Origin of the sequence: Psychrobacter sp. KH172YL61 (assembly GCF_007182895.1) — a bacterium.
GTDB classification, from domain to species: Bacteria; Pseudomonadota; Gammaproteobacteria; order Pseudomonadales; family Moraxellaceae; genus Psychrobacter; species Psychrobacter pacificensis.
The window spans coordinates 1,417,326-1,434,102 of record NZ_AP019516.1; the positions used below are offsets into that span (position 1 = coordinate 1,417,326).

Annotated in this window: 17 protein-coding genes and 5 pseudogenes; 12 read left to right on the forward strand and 10 right to left on the reverse strand. The window is 41.6% G+C overall.

Features of this window, described 5'->3' with window-relative positions:
- Positions 1 to 62: 62 nt before the first annotated feature.
- Positions 63 to 1,467, reverse strand: a pseudogene (gene dnaB / locus PKHYL_RS07580) (replicative DNA helicase).
- Positions 1,468 to 1,765: 298 nt separating this feature from the next.
- On the opposite strand from dnaB, the pseudogene pdxA reads away from it, so the two are divergent.
- The 6 genes and pseudogenes from pdxA to merA form a co-directional block, all read left to right on the forward strand.
- Positions 1,766 to 2,849: pseudogene (gene pdxA, locus PKHYL_RS07585) on the forward strand (4-hydroxythreonine-4-phosphate dehydrogenase PdxA).
- A gap of 429 nt (positions 2,850 to 3,278) precedes the next feature.
- Positions 3,279 to 3,650, forward strand: a complete 372-nt coding sequence (gene merR, locus PKHYL_RS07590; protein WP_033011277.1) for an Hg(II)-responsive transcriptional regulator — start codon at positions 3,279 to 3,281, stop codon at positions 3,648 to 3,650.
- A 212-nt stretch (positions 3,651 to 3,862) separates the two neighbouring features.
- Positions 3,863 to 4,123, forward strand: a complete 261-nt coding sequence (locus PKHYL_RS07595) for a mercuric transporter MerT family protein (protein ID WP_442966150.1) — start codon at positions 3,863 to 3,865, stop codon at positions 4,121 to 4,123.
- Between the two features lie 105 nt (positions 4,124 to 4,228).
- A complete protein-coding gene (gene merP, locus PKHYL_RS07600; protein ID WP_008110847.1) occupies positions 4,229 to 4,513 on the forward strand; it encodes a mercury resistance system periplasmic binding protein MerP in 285 nt (94 codons plus the stop codon).
- Between the two features lie 71 nt (positions 4,514 to 4,584).
- Positions 4,585 to 4,932 carry an organomercurial transporter MerC gene (gene merC / locus PKHYL_RS07605; RefSeq protein WP_240366394.1) on the forward strand — a complete coding sequence of 116 codons (348 nt, stop codon included), beginning with the start codon at positions 4,585 to 4,587 and terminating at the stop codon, positions 4,930 to 4,932.
- 67 nt (positions 4,933 to 4,999) lie between these two features.
- Positions 5,000 to 6,389: pseudogene (merA, locus tag PKHYL_RS07610) on the forward strand (mercury(II) reductase); the annotation flags it as partial.
- A 54-nt stretch (positions 6,390 to 6,443) separates the two neighbouring features.
- On the opposite strand, the gene PKHYL_RS07620 reads toward merA, so the two are convergent.
- The 8 genes and pseudogenes from PKHYL_RS07620 to PKHYL_RS07645 all read right to left on the reverse strand — a co-directional run bounded on the left by PKHYL_RS07620 (position 6,444) and on the right by PKHYL_RS07645 (position 10,716).
- Positions 6,444 to 6,626, reverse strand: coding sequence for a hypothetical protein (locus PKHYL_RS07620; protein WP_071001648.1), 183 nt, complete (start codon positions 6,624 to 6,626; stop codon positions 6,444 to 6,446).
- 426 nt (positions 6,627 to 7,052) lie between these two features.
- Complete coding sequence (locus tag PKHYL_RS18715; protein WP_442966134.1) at positions 7,053 to 7,187, reverse strand: signal peptidase II; 135 nt, start codon at positions 7,185 to 7,187, stop codon at positions 7,053 to 7,055.
- A 107-nt stretch (positions 7,188 to 7,294) separates the two neighbouring features.
- Positions 7,295 to 7,396 (reverse strand): hypothetical protein, encoded by a 102-nt coding sequence (locus PKHYL_RS18720; RefSeq protein WP_442966135.1) that lies wholly within the window; start codon positions 7,394 to 7,396, stop codon positions 7,295 to 7,297.
- Positions 7,397 to 7,412: 16 nt separating this feature from the next.
- A complete protein-coding gene (locus PKHYL_RS18725) occupies positions 7,413 to 7,685 on the reverse strand; it encodes a hypothetical protein (protein WP_442966136.1) in 273 nt (90 codons plus the stop codon).
- A 154-nt stretch (positions 7,686 to 7,839) separates the two neighbouring features.
- The gene (locus tag PKHYL_RS07630; protein WP_212564466.1) at positions 7,840 to 8,490 is read right to left on the reverse strand and encodes an IS1595-like element ISPssp3 family transposase; all 651 of its coding nucleotides are present in this window, start codon (positions 8,488 to 8,490) and stop codon (positions 7,840 to 7,842) included.
- 203 nt (positions 8,491 to 8,693) lie between these two features.
- The gene (locus PKHYL_RS07635; RefSeq protein WP_071001644.1) at positions 8,694 to 9,437 is read right to left on the reverse strand and encodes a TorF family putative porin; all 744 of its coding nucleotides are present in this window, start codon (positions 9,435 to 9,437) and stop codon (positions 8,694 to 8,696) included.
- Positions 9,438 to 9,785: 348 nt separating this feature from the next.
- A pseudogene (locus tag PKHYL_RS07640) lies at positions 9,786 to 10,013 on the reverse strand (threonine synthase); the annotation flags it as partial.
- A 52-nt stretch (positions 10,014 to 10,065) separates the two neighbouring features.
- On the reverse strand, positions 10,066 to 10,716 hold the full coding sequence (locus PKHYL_RS07645) for an IS1595-like element ISPssp3 family transposase (RefSeq protein WP_071001643.1): 651 nt from the start codon (positions 10,714 to 10,716) through the stop codon (positions 10,066 to 10,068).
- A 67-nt stretch (positions 10,717 to 10,783) separates the two neighbouring features.
- Between PKHYL_RS07645 and PKHYL_RS07650 the strand changes: the two are divergent.
- The 3 genes and pseudogenes from PKHYL_RS07650 to dsbD form a co-directional block, all read left to right on the forward strand.
- Positions 10,784 to 10,975, forward strand: a pseudogene (locus PKHYL_RS07650) (transposase); the annotation flags it as partial.
- A gap of 113 nt (positions 10,976 to 11,088) precedes the next feature.
- Positions 11,089 to 11,541 (forward strand): protein-disulfide reductase DsbD domain-containing protein, encoded by a 453-nt coding sequence (locus PKHYL_RS07655; protein ID WP_269778295.1) that lies wholly within the window; start codon positions 11,089 to 11,091, stop codon positions 11,539 to 11,541.
- Positions 11,499 to 13,256, forward strand: coding sequence for a protein-disulfide reductase DsbD (dsbD, locus tag PKHYL_RS07660; RefSeq protein WP_269778296.1), 1,758 nt, complete (start codon positions 11,499 to 11,501; stop codon positions 13,254 to 13,256). Before PKHYL_RS07655 ends, dsbD begins: the two co-directional genes overlap by 43 nt.
- Before the next feature lie 204 nt (positions 13,257 to 13,460).
- Here the strand turns inward: dsbD and PKHYL_RS07665 are convergent, their stop codons facing one another.
- Complete coding sequence (locus tag PKHYL_RS07665; RefSeq protein WP_071001640.1) at positions 13,461 to 14,342, reverse strand: IS982 family transposase; 882 nt, start codon at positions 14,340 to 14,342, stop codon at positions 13,461 to 13,463.
- 127 nt (positions 14,343 to 14,469) lie between these two features.
- On the opposite strand from PKHYL_RS07665, the gene PKHYL_RS07670 reads away from it, so the two are divergent.
- From PKHYL_RS07670 to rsmA, 3 genes are all read left to right on the forward strand, one after another.
- Positions 14,470 to 15,306, forward strand: coding sequence for a cation transporter (locus PKHYL_RS07670; protein ID WP_102091635.1), 837 nt, complete (start codon positions 14,470 to 14,472; stop codon positions 15,304 to 15,306).
- 60 nt (positions 15,307 to 15,366) lie between these two features.
- Positions 15,367 to 15,510 carry a hypothetical protein gene (locus PKHYL_RS07675; RefSeq protein WP_178377961.1) on the forward strand — a complete coding sequence of 48 codons (144 nt, stop codon included), beginning with the start codon at positions 15,367 to 15,369 and terminating at the stop codon, positions 15,508 to 15,510.
- 379 nt (positions 15,511 to 15,889) lie between these two features.
- Positions 15,890 to 16,744, forward strand: a complete 855-nt coding sequence (gene rsmA, locus PKHYL_RS07680; protein ID WP_071001639.1) for a 16S rRNA (adenine(1518)-N(6)/adenine(1519)-N(6))-dimethyltransferase RsmA — start codon at positions 15,890 to 15,892, stop codon at positions 16,742 to 16,744.
- Positions 16,745 to 16,777: the final 33 nt, after the last annotated feature.

Here is a 16,777-nt window from a genome sequence, read left to right on the forward strand (position 1 = left end):
GTGAGTAAGCCAAAATCGGTATGGGCTTACATTTTACTAAGACTTAAATGTTATAACGCTGATTACTCATCATTCTCAAAACTGACGCCTTGATAGTATTCTGGCGTTAGATTAATGAAGCGGGTGAATTGACCTTCAAAACCCAAGCGTACGGTACCAATAGGGCCGTTACGCTGCTTGCCGATAATAATTTCCGCCACACCTTTGTGGTCTGAGTTTTCATTATAAACCTCATCACGATAGATGAACATAATCAAATCGGCATCCTGCTCAATTGCACCAGACTCACGTAGATCCGACATAATTGGGCGTTTATTTGGACGGTTTTCTAGACTACGATTAAGCTGTGACAACGCAATCACGGGACATTCAAGCTCACGTGCGAGCGCCTTTAGACTGCGCGAAATCTCAGAAATCTCGCCAACACGGTTGCCATCTAGGCTCGGCACTTTCATCAGCTGAAGATAATCGACCACGATAGCACCCAAGCGCCCATCATGGTTTTTGGCAATACGTCGACAGCGTGAGCGCATCTCGGATGGCGGCAAGGCGGTACTGTCATCAATATATAAATGCTTAGACTGTAGATGCTGAATGGCGTTCATCATCTTTGCCCACTCATCTTCATTCATTTGCCCAGAACGTAGATGCGTCTGGTTAATCGCGCCCCATGAAGACAGCAAACGCATGACAATAGACTCTGCCGGCATCTCCATCGAAAACACCACAACAGGCAAATCTTCATTAAATAAAATCCCTTCTGCCAAGTTCATTGCAAAAGTGGTTTTACCCATAGAAGGACGAGCGGCGACGATAATCAAGTCGCCTGATTGTAGCCCTTGCGTTTTATTATTCAGCTCGACAAATGGCGTTTGTAAACCAATCATGCCATCGGGGTTGGATTTTAACTCTTGAATCTGATCGATAACATTGGTTAAGACCGAAGTAATACCGACAGGGCCACGCTGTTCCGCGCGTTTGTTATGCTGCTCATTGATACTAAATATCTTACCTTCGACATTGTCCAAGATATCACTAACGCTTTGGTCTTTCGGATTGTAGGCCAGCGCTAGCATATCATTACCCGTGGTAATGAGCTGACGCAGCGTTGAGAGCTCACGTACGCGCTGAGCGTAAGCGGTCAGGTTAAACAAGGTCGCCGGACTTTGGCTCAAAATATCAGCTAAGTAGCTGTCCCCACCTGCACCTTTGAGTAACTTTTGCGCCTCTAACCAGTCGTGTACCATGACCGTATCATAAGGCTCATTAACGGCTGCAAGGGTGAGCAATCGCATCAAAAATATATTGATGTCGCCCCGCATAAAAGTCATCTTTGGTGACGATATCGGCAATCTTGTCGTACGCCTCTTCGATACTCATCAAAGACGCGAGCAATGCCTTTTCAATATCGATATTGTGCGGCGGTGTCTGATTGAGTAAGTCGTCGGTTTTGTCGTTTTCTGCCATGAGTGCCTAATGAGTCAAAATGGGTATAAAAAAAGATGTCGATGGTAGCGCAAAACAGATATGGTACATCTCTACGGTAGATGTACCAAAACGTGGTTTTAGATTTGCCTGCAAATGCTACAATCAGAAGCGAAAGTTTAACACATAATGTGATTTTTTAGGCTGGGTAAGCAACTAAATCTACAGTGATTGTTATGCATAAAATAAGAGACCGCATCCATTGTCTAAACGTAACAACTGAAAATATTGACGATAAATATAATAAAATCAAAAATTTAAATAAAATAAGGCTATTGCTATGACAGAACAAAAACGACCATTATTAATCACGACAGGTGAACCTGCGGGCATTGGAATGGATGTCGTATTGAATCTGGCGGCAGAGGGCAAGCTGCAAGATTTTGACCGTCCCATTTGGGTAACCGCTGATGCGAGCACGATGCAAGTCCGTGCAGAGGAGTTGGTTTCAGCTGGCGTGTTGACAGAAGTGCCTATTTGGCAAACCATTGACAACGAGGCTGGTGACTTTGATATGGACGCGGCCGAGCAGATAGCACAGCAGGATATAGATGCTGATAGTGCTTTTATTTTGCTTAACGTCCCTTGTGCAGGACCAGTTACTGGCGGACAAATCAATATTGCCAACTCAGCGATGGTGGCTCAGCAATTAGACATTGCTCATCAGTTAGCAGTAAATGGAACAGTTGCCGCTATCGTCACAGGTCCTTTACAAAAATCAGCGCTGATAGATGCTGGTATCAAGCTATTGGATGGCACTATGTTTAGCGGTCACACCGAGTTTTTTATGCAGCAAAGTGGCTGTGAGAAAGTGGTGATGATGCTTGCCAATCAAGCGATGAAAGTCGCGCTTGTCACTACACCATTTGCCATTAAAAGACATACCTGCTGCCATCACCGCGGATAATGTACGTCAAACAGTACAAATCGTTGTCAATGACATGAGAGAAAAGTTTGGCCTCACGCAGCCTCGTATTTTGGTGTGCGGTCTCAATCCACATGCAGGCGAGGGCGGGCATTTGGGTATGGAGGAGATTGAGATTATCAATCCAGTCTTACGAGAGTTCACCGATGCAGGCGTCAATATTTCAGAGGCGATGCCAGCCGATACGCTGTTTACCCCCAGACACTTAGCAAACTGCGATGCAGTCATCGCCATGTATCACGATCAAGGGTTGCCCGTACTCAAATCACACGGCTTTGGTGATACGGTAAATCTCACCTTAGGACTGCCTTATATTCGCACCTCTGTCGATCATGGTACGGCGCTAGACTTGGCGGGACGCGGCGGCGCAAGTGCGACGAGTTTATACCAAGCATTGAAGATGGCTAATGAAATGGCGGATAAGTCGCTTACTAATTGATATATTTGTTATGGCTCATCGCCGTATAGGTATTGTTCACGTCGTACTTGATTATTTTAGTGTGAATAATACCTATTTATAAATAATCAAAGACGACTTAATATAAGTGGTTCCATTATACCGGTCTGTTTTAAGTGGTCTGTTAATAGGTTCAAAGGGTTAAATAGCTGGTTCCCTTGGAGCATACTCATGTAGAACTGCATGTAATAACACTAATTTGGACTTTGATAATGAAAAGGATAAACCATACATTGTTGTGGTTTAATATTGTTGTAACAACGGTAACTTTACTTATTTAATAGAAGAAAAAACAAAATCAATTAGCGATGTTTAAACTGGTATTCATTGATGGTCACTTTAATTAGATATAAAGTAAGTAAACAAAAAGTCAGTAAGGTAATTGATAACGTGTCTAAACGAACCATAAGTATGTTGGCTAAAGAACTGAGTGTAAATGTCGAAACAATTCGCTTTTATGAACGCAAAGGCTTAATTAAACAACCACCAAAGCCTATGCAGGGCTATAGACATTACCCGAAAGAAACGGTAAATAGAATACATTTTATCAAGCGTTCTCAAGAATTAGGTTTTACGCTAAATGAGATTGAAGGGTTACTTGCGTTAAACGATAGTCCATGTAGTAAAGTACAAGAATTAGCTAATAAAAAACTGATCGCAGTACAAAAAAAGATGGCTGACTTGTTGTTGTTAGAACACGCTTTGGAAGAACATTTAGGACAATGCCAAAATAATGATGACGATAGCCACTGCCCAATAATTGATTCGTTGCAACCGAAGTAAATGATTCACTTAACTACCATTTCCCACTAAAACAGCATATCCAATTTTACTTCTGCGCCTTAATTCAAGTTAGCTTATTCCCCGTATCTGTCGTAGCAGATTATCAAAGATAAATTTTTATAAATCACCCTTGACTCCGTACTTAGGTACATGCAATACACTTGCATTATCTAATGAGGTATCTATATGAATCAAAAGAATCAAACCTTCCAATGATAGGAGGCATCATAGCAGCATTAGGCGCAGGCGTATGCTGTGTAGGTCCCTTGCTCCTGTTATTACTTGGGGTAAGTGGCTCATGGATTGGTAATTTAACTGCATTTGAACCCTATAGGCCATTATTTATCGCATTTGTAGTGTTGTTGTTTGGTTACTCAGGTTGGAAAATTTACCGTCCTGTAGAAGAGTGTGAGCCGGGAACGGCCTGTGCAATTCTAAGAAACAGCAACAACGAAAAGTCATTTTCTGGCTGAGCGCTATAGTTGCGACAATTTTAGTGACCAGTAATTATTGGATACTTTTGTTTGCTTAATATACAGATCAAGAAATTTATAACATTTTAAAATTTGGAGCTAATTATGAAAAAATTATTATTAACCGCACTGCTTTCACTTTCTAGTTTTGGTGCTTTTGCTGAAGTAAAAACAGTTACACTGGAAGTGCCAACGATGAACTGTGCGACATGTCCAATCACAGTTAAAAAGTCATTAGAAAATGTTGATGGCGTTGAAAATGCGAAAGTTACCTACAAGCCTAAGCTAGCTGTTGTTTCTTTTGATGACACTAAAACCAACATCAATGCATTAATTGCAGCGACTACCAACGCTGGCTACCCTTCAAATTTAAAAAGTGAAAATAAGTAATATTTAGCCCCTTAGAACTAGTTACGCGTATCGGAGATAAAGCAGGCTCTATAGGTGCACTTGTTTCGGCAATGGGATGCGCCATGTGTTTTCCCGCGATAGCTAGTCTTGGTGCGGCAATTGGGATGGGATTTCTTAGTCAGTGGGAAGGGGTATTTATCAATACGTTGTTACCACTGTTTGCAGTATTAGCGCTGGTAATGAATATCTTAGGCTGGTTTAGCCATCGTCAATGGCACCGTAGTTTTATCGGTTCAATTGGCCCCATTTTGGTTTTACTCTCTTTATACCCTTGGTTCCAGTACGGGTGGAGTTCATACGTTACTTATACGGGGCTAGGACTAATGGTTGCTGTATCAATTTGGGACATGGTTTCTCCTGCGAATAAACGCTGTGATGATGAAACTTGTACCGCTTAACTTTTAAGAGGAATAAAATATGTCAACGAATAGTTGTTGCTCGCCAAATGACATCCAGCCAGAACAATTACATGTAGCCATTATTGGTAGTGGTTCAGGGGCCTTTGCCAGTGCGATTAAAGCAGCAGAAGGCGGAGCAAGAGTTACTATCATTGAAGGAGCCGATGTAATCGGAGGTTGCTGTGTAAATGTCGGCTGTGTTCCTTCAAAAATATTGATCCGTGCTGCGCAATTAGCGCATCAGCAACGTACTAACCCGTTTGATGGTTTAGAAAATATTCAGCCACAACTTAGCCGCTCCTTATTAGCACATCAGCAAAACGCTCGCGTCGAAGAACTACGCGATGCTAAATATCAACGTATTTTAGAGAGTAATCCCGCGCTATCTTTACTTAAAGGTTATGCACGTTTTAAAAATCAAAATACCTTGCTAGTTCACAAGTCTGATGGTAGTGAAGAAGAGCTGGTTGCAGATCGCATTTTAATTGCAACAGGCTCTACACCAAGCATTCCGCCAATTAAGGGTTTAGTTGATACACCTTATTGGACATCAACAGAAGCCTTATTTGCAGAAGAGTTACCGAGTAGTCTAGTTGTCATCGGCTCCTCCGTTGTTGCTCTGGAAATTGCGCAAGCTTATGCCCGTTTAGGTAGCCGTGTGACAATTCTAGCCAGACATACCCTTTTATATGCTGAAGATCCGTTATTAGGTGAAAAACTGGCAGAGTGCTTTGAAAAGAAGGTATTAGGGTACTTAATAATACGCAAGCAAGTCATGTTTCTTATGATAGCAATGGTTTTCATTGGAAACTAACGAAGGAACATTAATCGCTGAAAAATTGCTTATCTCTACGGGTCGCCATGCAAATACTGGAAAGCTTGGTTTAGAAAATGTTGGTGTTGAAACAGATAAAAGTGGTGCCATTGTTGTTAATAGTATGATGGAAACATCAACAGCTAACATTTATGCCGCTGGAGATTGCTCCAATATGCCACAATTTGTTTATGTTGCTGCTGCTGCCGGAAGTAGGGCTGGAATTAATATGACAGGTGGAAATGCGCAACTCGACTTATCTACCATGCCTGCTGTTATATTCACCGACCCACAAGTTGCTACGGTAGGTCTAACCGAAGTACAAGCTTCAGCGGTAGGAATAAATACGATAAGTCGTGTACTTGATATGGAAAACGTACCAAGAGCTTTAGCAAATTTTGAAACGGATGGTTTTATCAAGTTGGTAGCTGAAGAATCCACGGGAAAACTGATAGGCGCACAAATTTTAGCCCATGAAGGCGGAGAACTGATTCAAAGTGCGGCTCTTGCTATTCATAATAAAATGACAGTCGAAGAATTGGCAGGTCAACTATTTCCGTATTTGACGATGGTTGAAGGATTGAAGTTATGCGCTCAAACCTTTAGCAAAGACGTTAAAGAGCTATCTTGCTGCGCAGGGTAATCATTTAACGGTAATGTACTTACAGAAATGTTAATGGAGTGCCATTAATAGCTGTTATTTCAAATAATTTTCTAGCGGTTTTTTCTCAAAATCTTCAGGATACATAGTAATAAAATTCTTCATTTCATTTCTGAATGTGTCTGTATCCCGCTTACCCTCGCCTGACAAACGATGGTAATTATTATAGTCCGCTTCAAATTTCTTTGAGCGCACGATAGGAGGCTGCGCAAAATTCATCCCAGTAGTGCTATGACATTTTTAGAGTGTATCGACTATATAAGGGTAAGACTTTTTAACGCTGTCTCTTGTTTTTCTAAGGCTGTGAATTTTTCAATAGTTGGCTGAGTCTGTGACACTATATTTTCCTTTGTTATTATCAATAAAGAATTTATGGATTATTCAATTCTCTATAATAATGGCTCTACGCAGAGCTTTTAAGTATTGGTTTTAAGACCTAAAATGAGTGAGTACCTATACCAGTCATACATTACCTTCCAGTTCACATTTTATAAACATACTCAAGTATAAAAGTATTTTCCGTATAGAGTGACTATGACGCTAGTTCTTTTATTTGTACTGATCAATATTCACTTGTTTATTCATTACGCTTACTTTCCAAAAATATCATATCAATTATAATCAACGCTACACCGACACAGACACCTATATCTGCAACATTGAAAGAGGATAATTCCAGACATCAGCATAATGCACATGGATAAAGTCAACCACTTTACCAATTCTTAAACGATCGATTAAGTTGCCAATCGCACCACCAAGCATTAAGGCCAACCCCATAGATAATAGCTTGGCTGCACGTGGCGCTTTGATTAAATAAACCGTTAAAAGATAGCCATTACAAAGCTAAGCCTGAGAAAACCATTTCTGCCAACCGCCAGCGTTGGCTAAAAGCTAAATGCTGCCCCATAGTTATAAGCGAGTGTCCAGTTGAGAAATGGTTCAATGACCGGTACGGGGTCATTGAACGCTAATGTGGTTTGGGCCAACCACTTAGTCCATTGATCAAGTATTAATACCATTATCGCCAACAAATACCAGATAAAGCGCGACTGCCATTGGCAACCATTTTGGCATTTTGTCCAACTTATCTTTAGGTGTTATTGAGTTGCCTGAAGTCACGTACATAGCTTTAGGCGTATGATTCATGGTTTTAGAGTCAATCGATTGATGAGTACTACTCACAGCTATAGGTACTTTATTGTCAGCAATATTAGTACTAGCCGATTCAACGCTATTCAATTTAGTACTATCTAATCTGTCGGTAGATTCAGTCATAGTTGTTTTCTTTATCTGTGTTTATACAATGAACAATGTTAAACGTATATGTTTTGGTATACGACTATTAATCGCGCCACTTTATAAACGGCTCCACTTACCGCTCTGGTATTATGAAACTTACGGTAATAATTTTTGGGGCTGTCCTAGATAACTAGTTCAAACCCTGTTTAACCCATTGTTTTAATTGTAGTAATTGCGACTTTGGGTCACTGTGATTAAAACGCCACTCACATTCCTTTAAATAGAAGTGAAAATGCTCTTTTGGAACTCCGTTAAACTTACGTAGATGCCGTTTAGCTTGGTTCCAAAAGTTCTCTATACCATTAATGTGATTCTTATCATTAACAAAGGTTTTGGAGTGGTTAATACGATAATGAGTAAACTCACTGACATCTAATGCGTTATAGCTTTTAAATGAGTCAGTATAAACAATGCTATCAGGCTTCACTTTTTCTCTTATAATGGGGATCAAAGTATCTGCTTTAGCATTGGGTATAATACAAGCGTAGACCTTGCCATTACGCTTTAATAGACCAAACACGGGCACTTTGCTACCAGCACCTCGCCCTCGCTTGCCTTTACGAGTGCCACCAAAGTATGATTCGTCTACTTCGATTTCGCCTTCAAATAGACCAGGGTCTTGACTATTCTCGTAAATAAGCAGTCTTAGCCTATGAAAGTAATAACTGGCTGTGGTTTTATTAACACCAACTAAGCTTGCTGCTGTTCTCGCGGTAGAACCGGCAACAAATAGCTCGATGAGTCTGTTTTGTTTATACCAACTTAGTTTACTCTTTCTCATAGTGCTATCCTAAATAATTTTACTCATCTAGGACAGCCCCTTCTTTTTAATCTATTCAAACAATCTTTATTCGATATAAATATTAAGCATTTAACATGCCAAGACGTATTTAGAACCAATTCTCCATAAAAAAATCCTGCCTTGAAGTAAGACAGGATTTTTTTTATCGCAAGGCTAATTTTCTAGCCTATGCTATTTACAACTTAGAATGCTTTAGTAATTGTAAATACAGCACCAGTCTCTACACCACGTTTGTACGGGTTGGTGTCGGCGTCAATATTTGTGCCGACAGCAGCAAGCTCAGCTGACAGGTCTTCAACAGAAGCAAAGCTGTAAGTCACACCAACTTTCCAGTCGATGTAGTTATCATCGCCACTAGCGTTATCACTGAAATCATAATCGTCAGCAGTGGTATAACCTAAGCTTGCTACACCACCGAAAGATGCGCTCAATGGCATGCTATAAGTCAGGTTTAAATACCATGCATCAGTATCTAAGCCAAAAAAATCATTAGTGAAATTCACGCTTGCAAGCAAACTGTCACCAACAGTGATGGTGTCTGCAAAACCTAGACGTGCATACAGCTCAAGCCAATTCAAATCAGAAGCACTTGGATAGCCGTAGTACCATAAACCGACATCTAAAACTGGTTTAGACGCCAAAGAGCCAAGTTCAGTGCTATAACCTACATATGGATCGAGCTCTAATGAGCTACCAAAGCCGACATTCGAGCCCCAGACACCTGCGTATAAGCCAGAGCTATGGGTTAATCCATAACCAACTTGAACGGCAGGGTCGCTTTCAGTTTGTGTCATACCACGATAGCGGTAATCTGAAGTCATTGCTGCAGTACCAGAGAATGATACATCGCTTTCAGCTGCCATAGTCAAGCCACTTGCACAAGTGAGTAAAGATGCAGCCACTAATGTAGAAAGTTTAAAGTTCATGTTGGTATTCCCCCAAGCTGTTTATTACAAATGTTCAAATCGAAATGATTTGACTCTGAACTTGTTATTGAAATAGCAAAGGGCGTGCCAACTTTATTAAGTTACTGTTTTATCTTATTTCTTTGCAATAAAACTGCAATAACTTACAAAACCAACTTTGAAGCATTATTGTATTGCACAAATATTGGGCGATTTATTGATTTTGCACCAAAACAAATCAAACTGTATCAAATTGTTTGTAAATAGGAATTATTCTTATACAGTTTATATTCTGCACGATGCAATAAAAAAAACCAACCGCAGTTGGTTGGCTTTTTAAGTATTTTCTTCTGAGCAAAGCATGAAAAATTATTTTTCCATATTTGATAGGATTGATGTTCTGACATCATCCAATGTGGCATTGATGGTGAGCATCACGGCATCGGCACATTGTTTGATCGCAGTGTCAGGATCTTTTAGACCATTACCCGTCACTGTGCAAACGATCACCGAACCTTCAGCGATTTTACCTGCTTTAATATCACGGATTGCACCGCCGATTGAAGCCGCCGATGCAGGCTCAACGAATACGCCTTTACTTCTAATACTCTTGGATTAGGTTTGGTCATTTTGGGGCTGTCCTAGATAACTAGCTCAAACCCTGTTTAACCCATTGTTTTAATTGTAGTAATTGCGACTTTGGGTCACTGTGATTAAAACGCCACTCACATTCCTTTAAATAAAGGTGAAAATGCTCTTTTGGAACTCCGTTAAACTTACGTAGATGCCGTTTAGCTTGGTTCCAAAAGTTCTCTATACCATTAATGTGATTCTTATCATTAACAAAGGTTTTGGAGTGGTTAATACGATAATGAGTAAACTCACTGACATCTAATGCGTTATAGCTTTTAAATGAGTCAGTATAAACAATGCTATCAGGCTTCACTTTTTCTCTTATAATGGGGATCAAAGTATCTGCTTTAGCATTGGGTATAATACAAGCGTAGACCTTGCCATTACGCTTTAATAGACCAAACACGGGCACTTTGCTACCAGCACCTCGCCCTCGCTTGCCTTTACGAGTGCCACCAAAGTATGATTCGTCTACTTCGATTTCGCCTTCAAATAGACCAGGGTCTTGACTATTCTCGTAAATAAGCAGTCTTAGCCTATGAAAGTAATAACTGGCTGTGGTTTTATTAACACCAACTAAGCTTGCTGCTGTTCTCGCGGTAGAACCGGCAACAAATAGCTCGATGAGTCTGTTTTGTTTATACCAACTTAGTTTACTCTTTCTCATAGTGCTATCCTAAATAATTTTACTTATCTAGGACAGCCCCTTACTTGAGCCTATGGATGAGGTACTACTCAATCATCGCTCTTTGGTTGAAACGGTGTTTGGGGAGCTTAAAAACTTGTGTCAGATTGAGCATTCACGCCATCGTAGTGTCACGGGGTTTATCACAAACTTGCTGTCAGGTTTAATTGCTTATTGCTGGTTTCCCTATAAACCCACCATCAAAAATATGCCTCAGCAGGGACAGGTAGCAACATTGTAAATAGTGTCAATGAGTTACAATGTGGCTTATCCCGAACTGGGGTTGTAAATAGACAAGTCCATACAGACAGTGAATTGGTCAATTCGAATATTGGAAATAATAGGTAGCCCTTCATGTCCCTTAAGAGCGCAGAAAAGTCTCCGTCATTAACGCAAAATAAATCGTCGAAAAAATCTTATCTGTTGGCGTTCGCTTTCAGCGCGGGTTCATTATTGACAGGGCTAGCAGCGACTGGGCTGACGGCCGTGCCAGTGGCATCGCAAGCGGCAGGATTGGGCGATTTATTTGGTAATAAAAGTGCTGCCCAACCGAAATTTTTGCCTGTTGATGAAGCGTTTCAAGTTAGCAGCAGCAGCAAACCGACCAATAATGGCACGCGCTTAGCCATTAAATTTGACATTACGCCTGAGCACTATGTTTATAAAGACCAAATTAAGCTAACGCTGCCTGCAGGCGTGAGCGCCGCACCTTTACCTTTAGCCAAAAGCCAGTCTCCATCGACGATCCAACTTTTGGGCAAGTATTGGTATTTGACCAAGCCAATATGGTTGCTACTACCATTTTGAGTAGTAGTAATGGCAAGGCGATAAATAATGCCGCCGTGACGATAGGTTGGCAAGGCTGTGCCAAAGCGGGTCTATGCTATCCACCGGAGAAAATAAAAACCACAGTCAATATTGCTGCTGCGTCACAATCGGCAGCCAATAGTTCAAGTAGTACTGCTACAGGTTCTGCGAGCAATAACAGCAATGCAGAAACTGCGCAAGCCTCTACAGATGGGACAGTTACCAATAGTCTTGCTACAGAGCAAACTACGCCAGATGACGAGGTGATTGATTACGCTTTGTTAGATGACGAAGCATTAGATGCAGAGCTTGGTGCAATCAATACCATCTCTGGTGCCGATGAAGAAGTGGTAGGCGATAATGTCACAAGTGAAGCAGCGAACAATGACGCTGTCATAAATAATGCTGCTGCAACGAACAATACCGTTGTTGGCGATAATGCGATTGATAGCGACCCTTTTGGCTTAGCCTCGCATCCGTGGTTGGCATTGGTGTTATTGTTCTTGGCAGGATTGGGCTTGGCATTGACACCATGCGTGTTACCGATGCTACCGATTGTTGCCAATATCGTCGCGCGTGAAGACAATCCAACGGTAAAACGCGGTGTTATTTTAACGACCAGCTACGCTATTGGTGTTGCCATCGCTTATGGTATTTTAGGCGCGGTCATTGCGGTATTTGGCGAATCGTTAGGCATTATCGGTTGGCTACAAAATCCGATTATTTTAATTGGGTTTGCCATCGTTTTTGTCTTATTAGCCCTTTATATGTTGGGCGTATTTAGCATTCGTCTGCCGAGATTTATCAGTAGTAAAATGCAGGGTCTAAGCCAAGCGGGGGATAGCAAGCTTGGTAGTACGGGCGGCAGTTTAATTGCGGGATTCTTATCGGCGCTCGTGGTATCGCCTTGTGTTTCGGCACCCTTATTTGGGGCGCTGCTTGCTGTATCAACGATTGGAAGTCCATTACTTGGCTTTGCGGCTTTATTTATGCTCGGTTTTGGTTTATCAGCGCCGCTTATTTTAATCGGCGCGACCCAAGGTAAAATCATGCCAAAAGCGGGTGAGTGGATGAACTGGGTCAAGCAGGGCTTTGCTTTGTTGCTTTTTGCCGTGGCATTGTTATTAATTGAACGCGTCTTTATCTCGCCTGTGATGCTGATGGTTTGGGCGCTGTGGTTTATGGTCGTGGCGATGTGGGCGTGGAGCTGGCTAGGCAAAGGTCGGATGCTGACCCAAGCGCTAGGCTTAATCGCTGGTATTTGGGCGACGTGTTTAATCGTCGGCGCCGCATTGGGCAATGACGACAGCTTGCATCCGCTTGCCTCCCTAACTGCGGTTCCGGTGCTGCAGACAACTGCTGGTCAACCAGCCACCAGTAATGCAACCGATAAGACGGTCACGACGCTGGCTGAGTTAGATGCCATTGTCGCCGCCAATCCTAAAGTGCTGGTCGATGTCACCGCCGAATGGTGTATTGCATGCCGGACTATGGAGAAAAACTTATTTCATAATCGCCCTGCGCAAATGCAAGATTGGCAATTGGTCAGACTTGATATCACGGAGACTACGGCTGATTCAAAAGCAATCTTAGCGCGTTATAAACTATTTGGTCCGCCAGCATTGCTGTATTATCAAGACGGGCAATTGGTCAATCAGCAAGTGGGTGAAATCGGGCGCGCAGCGTTTGAGCAAACCTTAACCGCGCTAAATTAATCGTTTAAATGTAGATAAATTCCACATCATTTCTACCCATTAAAAAGCCAACGTCCTTTGATAATAGGACGTTGTCTTTTCAATCTTACTAAATAGCCTTTTTAATATAGACGCTAAATCCTTGGTTTAACGTTATTTATTACTATTCATTTAACTACTTAACCCCAGTTCGGGATAAGCCACATTGTAACTCATTGATACTATTTACAATGTGGCTACCTGTCCCTGCTGAGGCATGTTTTTGATGGTGGGTTTATAGGGAAACCAGCAATAAGCAATCAAACCTGACAGCAAGTTTGTAATAAAACCCGTCACACTACGATGGCGTGAATGCTCAATCTGACACAAGTTTTTCAGCTCCCTAAACACCGTCTCAACCAAAGAGCGATGATTGAGTAGCGCCTCATCTATCGGCTTGAGTAATTGGGGTTTCATATTACGCCGAAGTTTGGTTATCAACGTGGTATCATTGTGTTTTGTGAGCCACTCGTTTAGGGCTTTACTGATATAGCCTCTATCCCCAAACACCTTGCCAAACACAGGCGTTGCCATATCCTTAACAGGCACTCTGTCATCCGTATTACCCGCAGTGACTTTAACAGATACAAGCTCGCCCTTATGATTGATAATGGCGTGCAGCTTAAAGCCATAGAACCAGCCCATGCTGCTTTTGCCTCGGGTTGCAAGTCCCTTAACGACTTTATGACGGTAGATACGCTTGTTATGACAAACTGCTATCTTGGTTGAATCAATATAGCTGATGCCCGTACAGTCGCCCATCATGCTTTGCAAGTAGCTGCACAGTGGCATGATACTGCGCGGCACAAGCTCTATAAATCGCGAGTAGCTCGGCAGATTTGGAAACGCCCGTTTCATCATGCCAAGCATGTGATGGTAGTAAAACGCCTTAAACTGTCGATACCGCAGTTGATGAAACAGTACCAAGATGGTCATAATCTCTGCTACACTTATCTGGCATGCTCTTAACCTTTGGTGTCCCGTTGCGATTAAATGAGCGTCAAACTCAGGTTTGAATTGCTGATAAAAGTCGTCAATATGGCAGTATAGTTCGGTTAGGTTGTCCATGTAAGAAGTCCTTGTTGTGAAGTTTGTCTTGGTAAACTCACTTTAGCAACTTCGGACTTCTTTTTTTATCTTTTTTATCTTTTTTTTCAGCCTACTTTTGAACCACTACCCGGATATAAATGTAACTATGAATAAAACAACTTTTAAAATATCGAAGATGGACTGCCCTTCGGAGGAAAACCTAATCCGAATGAAATTAGAGGGCCACTCGAATATTGAACATCTTGAGTTCGACATTCCTAACCGTCAATTAACTGTGTTTCATCATGACAATATAGAAGGGATAGAGACTGCTATTCATGACCTAAAATTAGGAGACACCCTACTCTCGACCGAAACCATTGACCCCTCTGATCCCAACAATAATTTTAAAATTGATGCTGACTCTAGTCACAAAAAAGATGCTGAGCAAAGAAAGCTACTATGGATAGTGCTGGTCATTAACTTTGCTTTCTTTATTATTGAAATGAGCACGGGACTGATTTCTCGTTCGATGGGGTTGGTCGCCGACAGCTTAGATATGTTAGCAGATAGCTTCGTGTACGGAATTAGCTTATTTGCGGTCGGTGGAACGGTCATTAAGAAAAAACGGATTGCTAGAATTGCCGGATATTTTCAAATTACGCTAGCGATTCTTGGTTTTTTAGAAGTACTAAGACGTTTCTTTGGCAATGAGCAGTTACCTGACTTTTCTACCATGATAGTCATATCGATTCTTGCGCTAATTGCAAACTTGATTTGCCTCTATTTACTACAAAAATCGAAAAGCAAAGAAGGAGAAGAAGCCCATATGCAAGCCAGTATGATTTTCACTTCAAACGATGTGATTATCAATTTAGGGGTAATTGTTGCAGGGATTTTGGTTAATTGGTTACACTCTAGTACGCCTGATTTGATTATTGGTAGCATCGTATTTGCTTTAGTTATTCAGGGCGCCTTTAGAATATTGAAGTTGAGTAAGTAGCTTAATTAAACCGCTAAGTGTAAAGTAACTGGGTTTGAAGCAAATAAACATCATAAGGATATGAGACCTCAAGCAATGATTGAACAAACTTTAAATCTAGTCACCACCAAAGACCATCAGCAAGTTGCCGTTTGGCGAATAATAGATGATGAAGTCTTTGATAAGAATCTGGGAGACCTTCCTAAATTTTGTGTAAGTATTTAATCTAAACGTCAGTTACACAGAATCTGGGATGGTCTCTTCAAGTCCCTCACTAGCGCACCGATCATAGATAGAATATCTATGGTAAGTACATCATGAAGTACACTGTGGCTATCTCAGCAAGTTGAAACCTTAATACCATTAGCTCACAGCCAAGAGTTCAAGTCCTCATTAGGGTACCATCCTTATTCCCATTATGGGTCTTATGCTAGATGGTTCGAGAACAAAAAAGTGCCATGTCGGTTGTGATACATTTTAGATGACTTATAGATAAACTACCTCAAAAACACAGCCTAATTATGAGCTGTGTTATAATTTGCCATTATAACACCAGCACATTGCTATCATCTCTCATTTATCTTTTATCCATTAAGACTCTCTTATGTCCAACTCTACATTTGATGCTCAAGCCATTTCTAACAGTTTACGTACAGCCAAGCACCAACCGCGTAAGCGCTTTGGTCAAAACTTCTTGCATGATACCAGCGTCATTCGCGAAATCGTGGAAAGCATTCGTCTCGAGCGCGATGACAATTTGATTGAGATTGGGCCTGGTATGGGCGCATTGACCGAGCCTTTATTGGCAGAAGTAGATGCGATGACAGTCGTAGAGTTGGATCGCGATTTGGCAGACAGCTTGCGCATTCGTATTGGTGCCAATAGCCATCCAAATTTTACGATTATTAAAGATAACGCCATGCATGTGGACTATCGTGAGCTTTACAGCGAGGAGCGCGGTAAGCTACGTGTCGTCGGGAACTTACCATATAACATCTCAACGCCTATTTTGTTTCATTTGCTTGAGTTTGCTGATGTCATTCAAGACATGCACTTTATGCTACAAAAAGAAGTGGTTGAGCGCATCACAGCCGACGTTGGTAGCAAAACTTACGGTCGTCTGTCTGTGATTATGCAGTATTACTGTGATACAGATTATTTGCTGACTGTGCCTCGCGGCGCTTTTAATCCACCGCCCAAAGTCACCAGTGCCGTTTTTCGCCTAACGCCGCATATTGACAAACCGATAGTAGCAGAGGATGAAGAGTATTTTGCCATTGTGGTACGTGAGACCTTTAACCATCGTCGCAAGACGCTTCGCGCTATCTTCAAAAAATCAACCTTGCTGCCGACGCTGAGTGAGGATGATTTTGCCGCTTGCGGTATCGACCCACAGGCACGTCCTGAGACGTTGAGCGTTACAGATTTTGTCAATCTAAGCAATCAGGCTCGTCAATAGACGTTTAATGTAAATAATGACCAATTATTATAT

Bases quoted from the DNA above. Each gene is read 5' to 3' on its own strand.
- rsmA (WP_071001639.1), top strand. From the start codon at position 15,890: ATGTCCAACTCTACATTTGATGCTCAAGCCATTTCTAACAGTTTACGT.
- PKHYL_RS18725 (WP_442966136.1), bottom strand. From the start codon at position 7,685: ATGACTGAATCTACCGACAGATTAGATAGTACTAAATTGAATAGCGTT.
- PKHYL_RS07620 (WP_071001648.1), bottom strand. From the start codon at position 6,626: ATGAATTTTGCGCAGCCTCCTATCGTGCGCTCAAAGAAATTTGAAGCG.
- merC (WP_240366394.1), top strand. From the start codon at position 4,585: ATGGGATGCGCCATGTGTTTTCCCGCGATAGCTAGTCTTGGTGCGGCA.
- PKHYL_RS07630 (WP_212564466.1), bottom strand. From the start codon at position 8,490: ATGAGAAAGAGTAAACTAAGTTGGTATAAACAAAACAGACTCATCGAG.
- PKHYL_RS07635 (WP_071001644.1), bottom strand. From the start codon at position 9,437: ATGAACTTTAAACTTTCTACATTAGTGGCTGCATCTTTACTCACTTGT.
- PKHYL_RS18715 (WP_442966134.1), bottom strand. From the start codon at position 7,187: ATGGGGTTGGCCTTAATGCTTGGTGGTGCGATTGGCAACTTAATCGAT.
- PKHYL_RS07675 (WP_178377961.1), top strand. From the start codon at position 15,367: ATGAGACCTCAAGCAATGATTGAACAAACTTTAAATCTAGTCACCACC.
- merR (WP_033011277.1), top strand. From the start codon at position 3,279: ATGTTGGCTAAAGAACTGAGTGTAAATGTCGAAACAATTCGCTTTTAT.
- merP (WP_008110847.1), top strand. From the start codon at position 4,229: ATGAAAAAATTATTATTAACCGCACTGCTTTCACTTTCTAGTTTTGGT.
- PKHYL_RS07665 (WP_071001640.1), bottom strand. From the start codon at position 14,342: ATGGACAACCTAACCGAACTATACTGCCATATTGACGACTTTTATCAG.
- PKHYL_RS07595 (WP_442966150.1), top strand. From the start codon at position 3,863: ATGATAGGAGGCATCATAGCAGCATTAGGCGCAGGCGTATGCTGTGTA.
- PKHYL_RS07645 (WP_071001643.1), bottom strand. From the start codon at position 10,716: ATGAGAAAGAGTAAACTAAGTTGGTATAAACAAAACAGACTCATCGAG.
- PKHYL_RS07670 (WP_102091635.1), top strand. From the start codon at position 14,470: ATGAATAAAACAACTTTTAAAATATCGAAGATGGACTGCCCTTCGGAG.
- PKHYL_RS07655 (WP_269778295.1), top strand. From the start codon at position 11,089: ATGTCCCTTAAGAGCGCAGAAAAGTCTCCGTCATTAACGCAAAATAAA.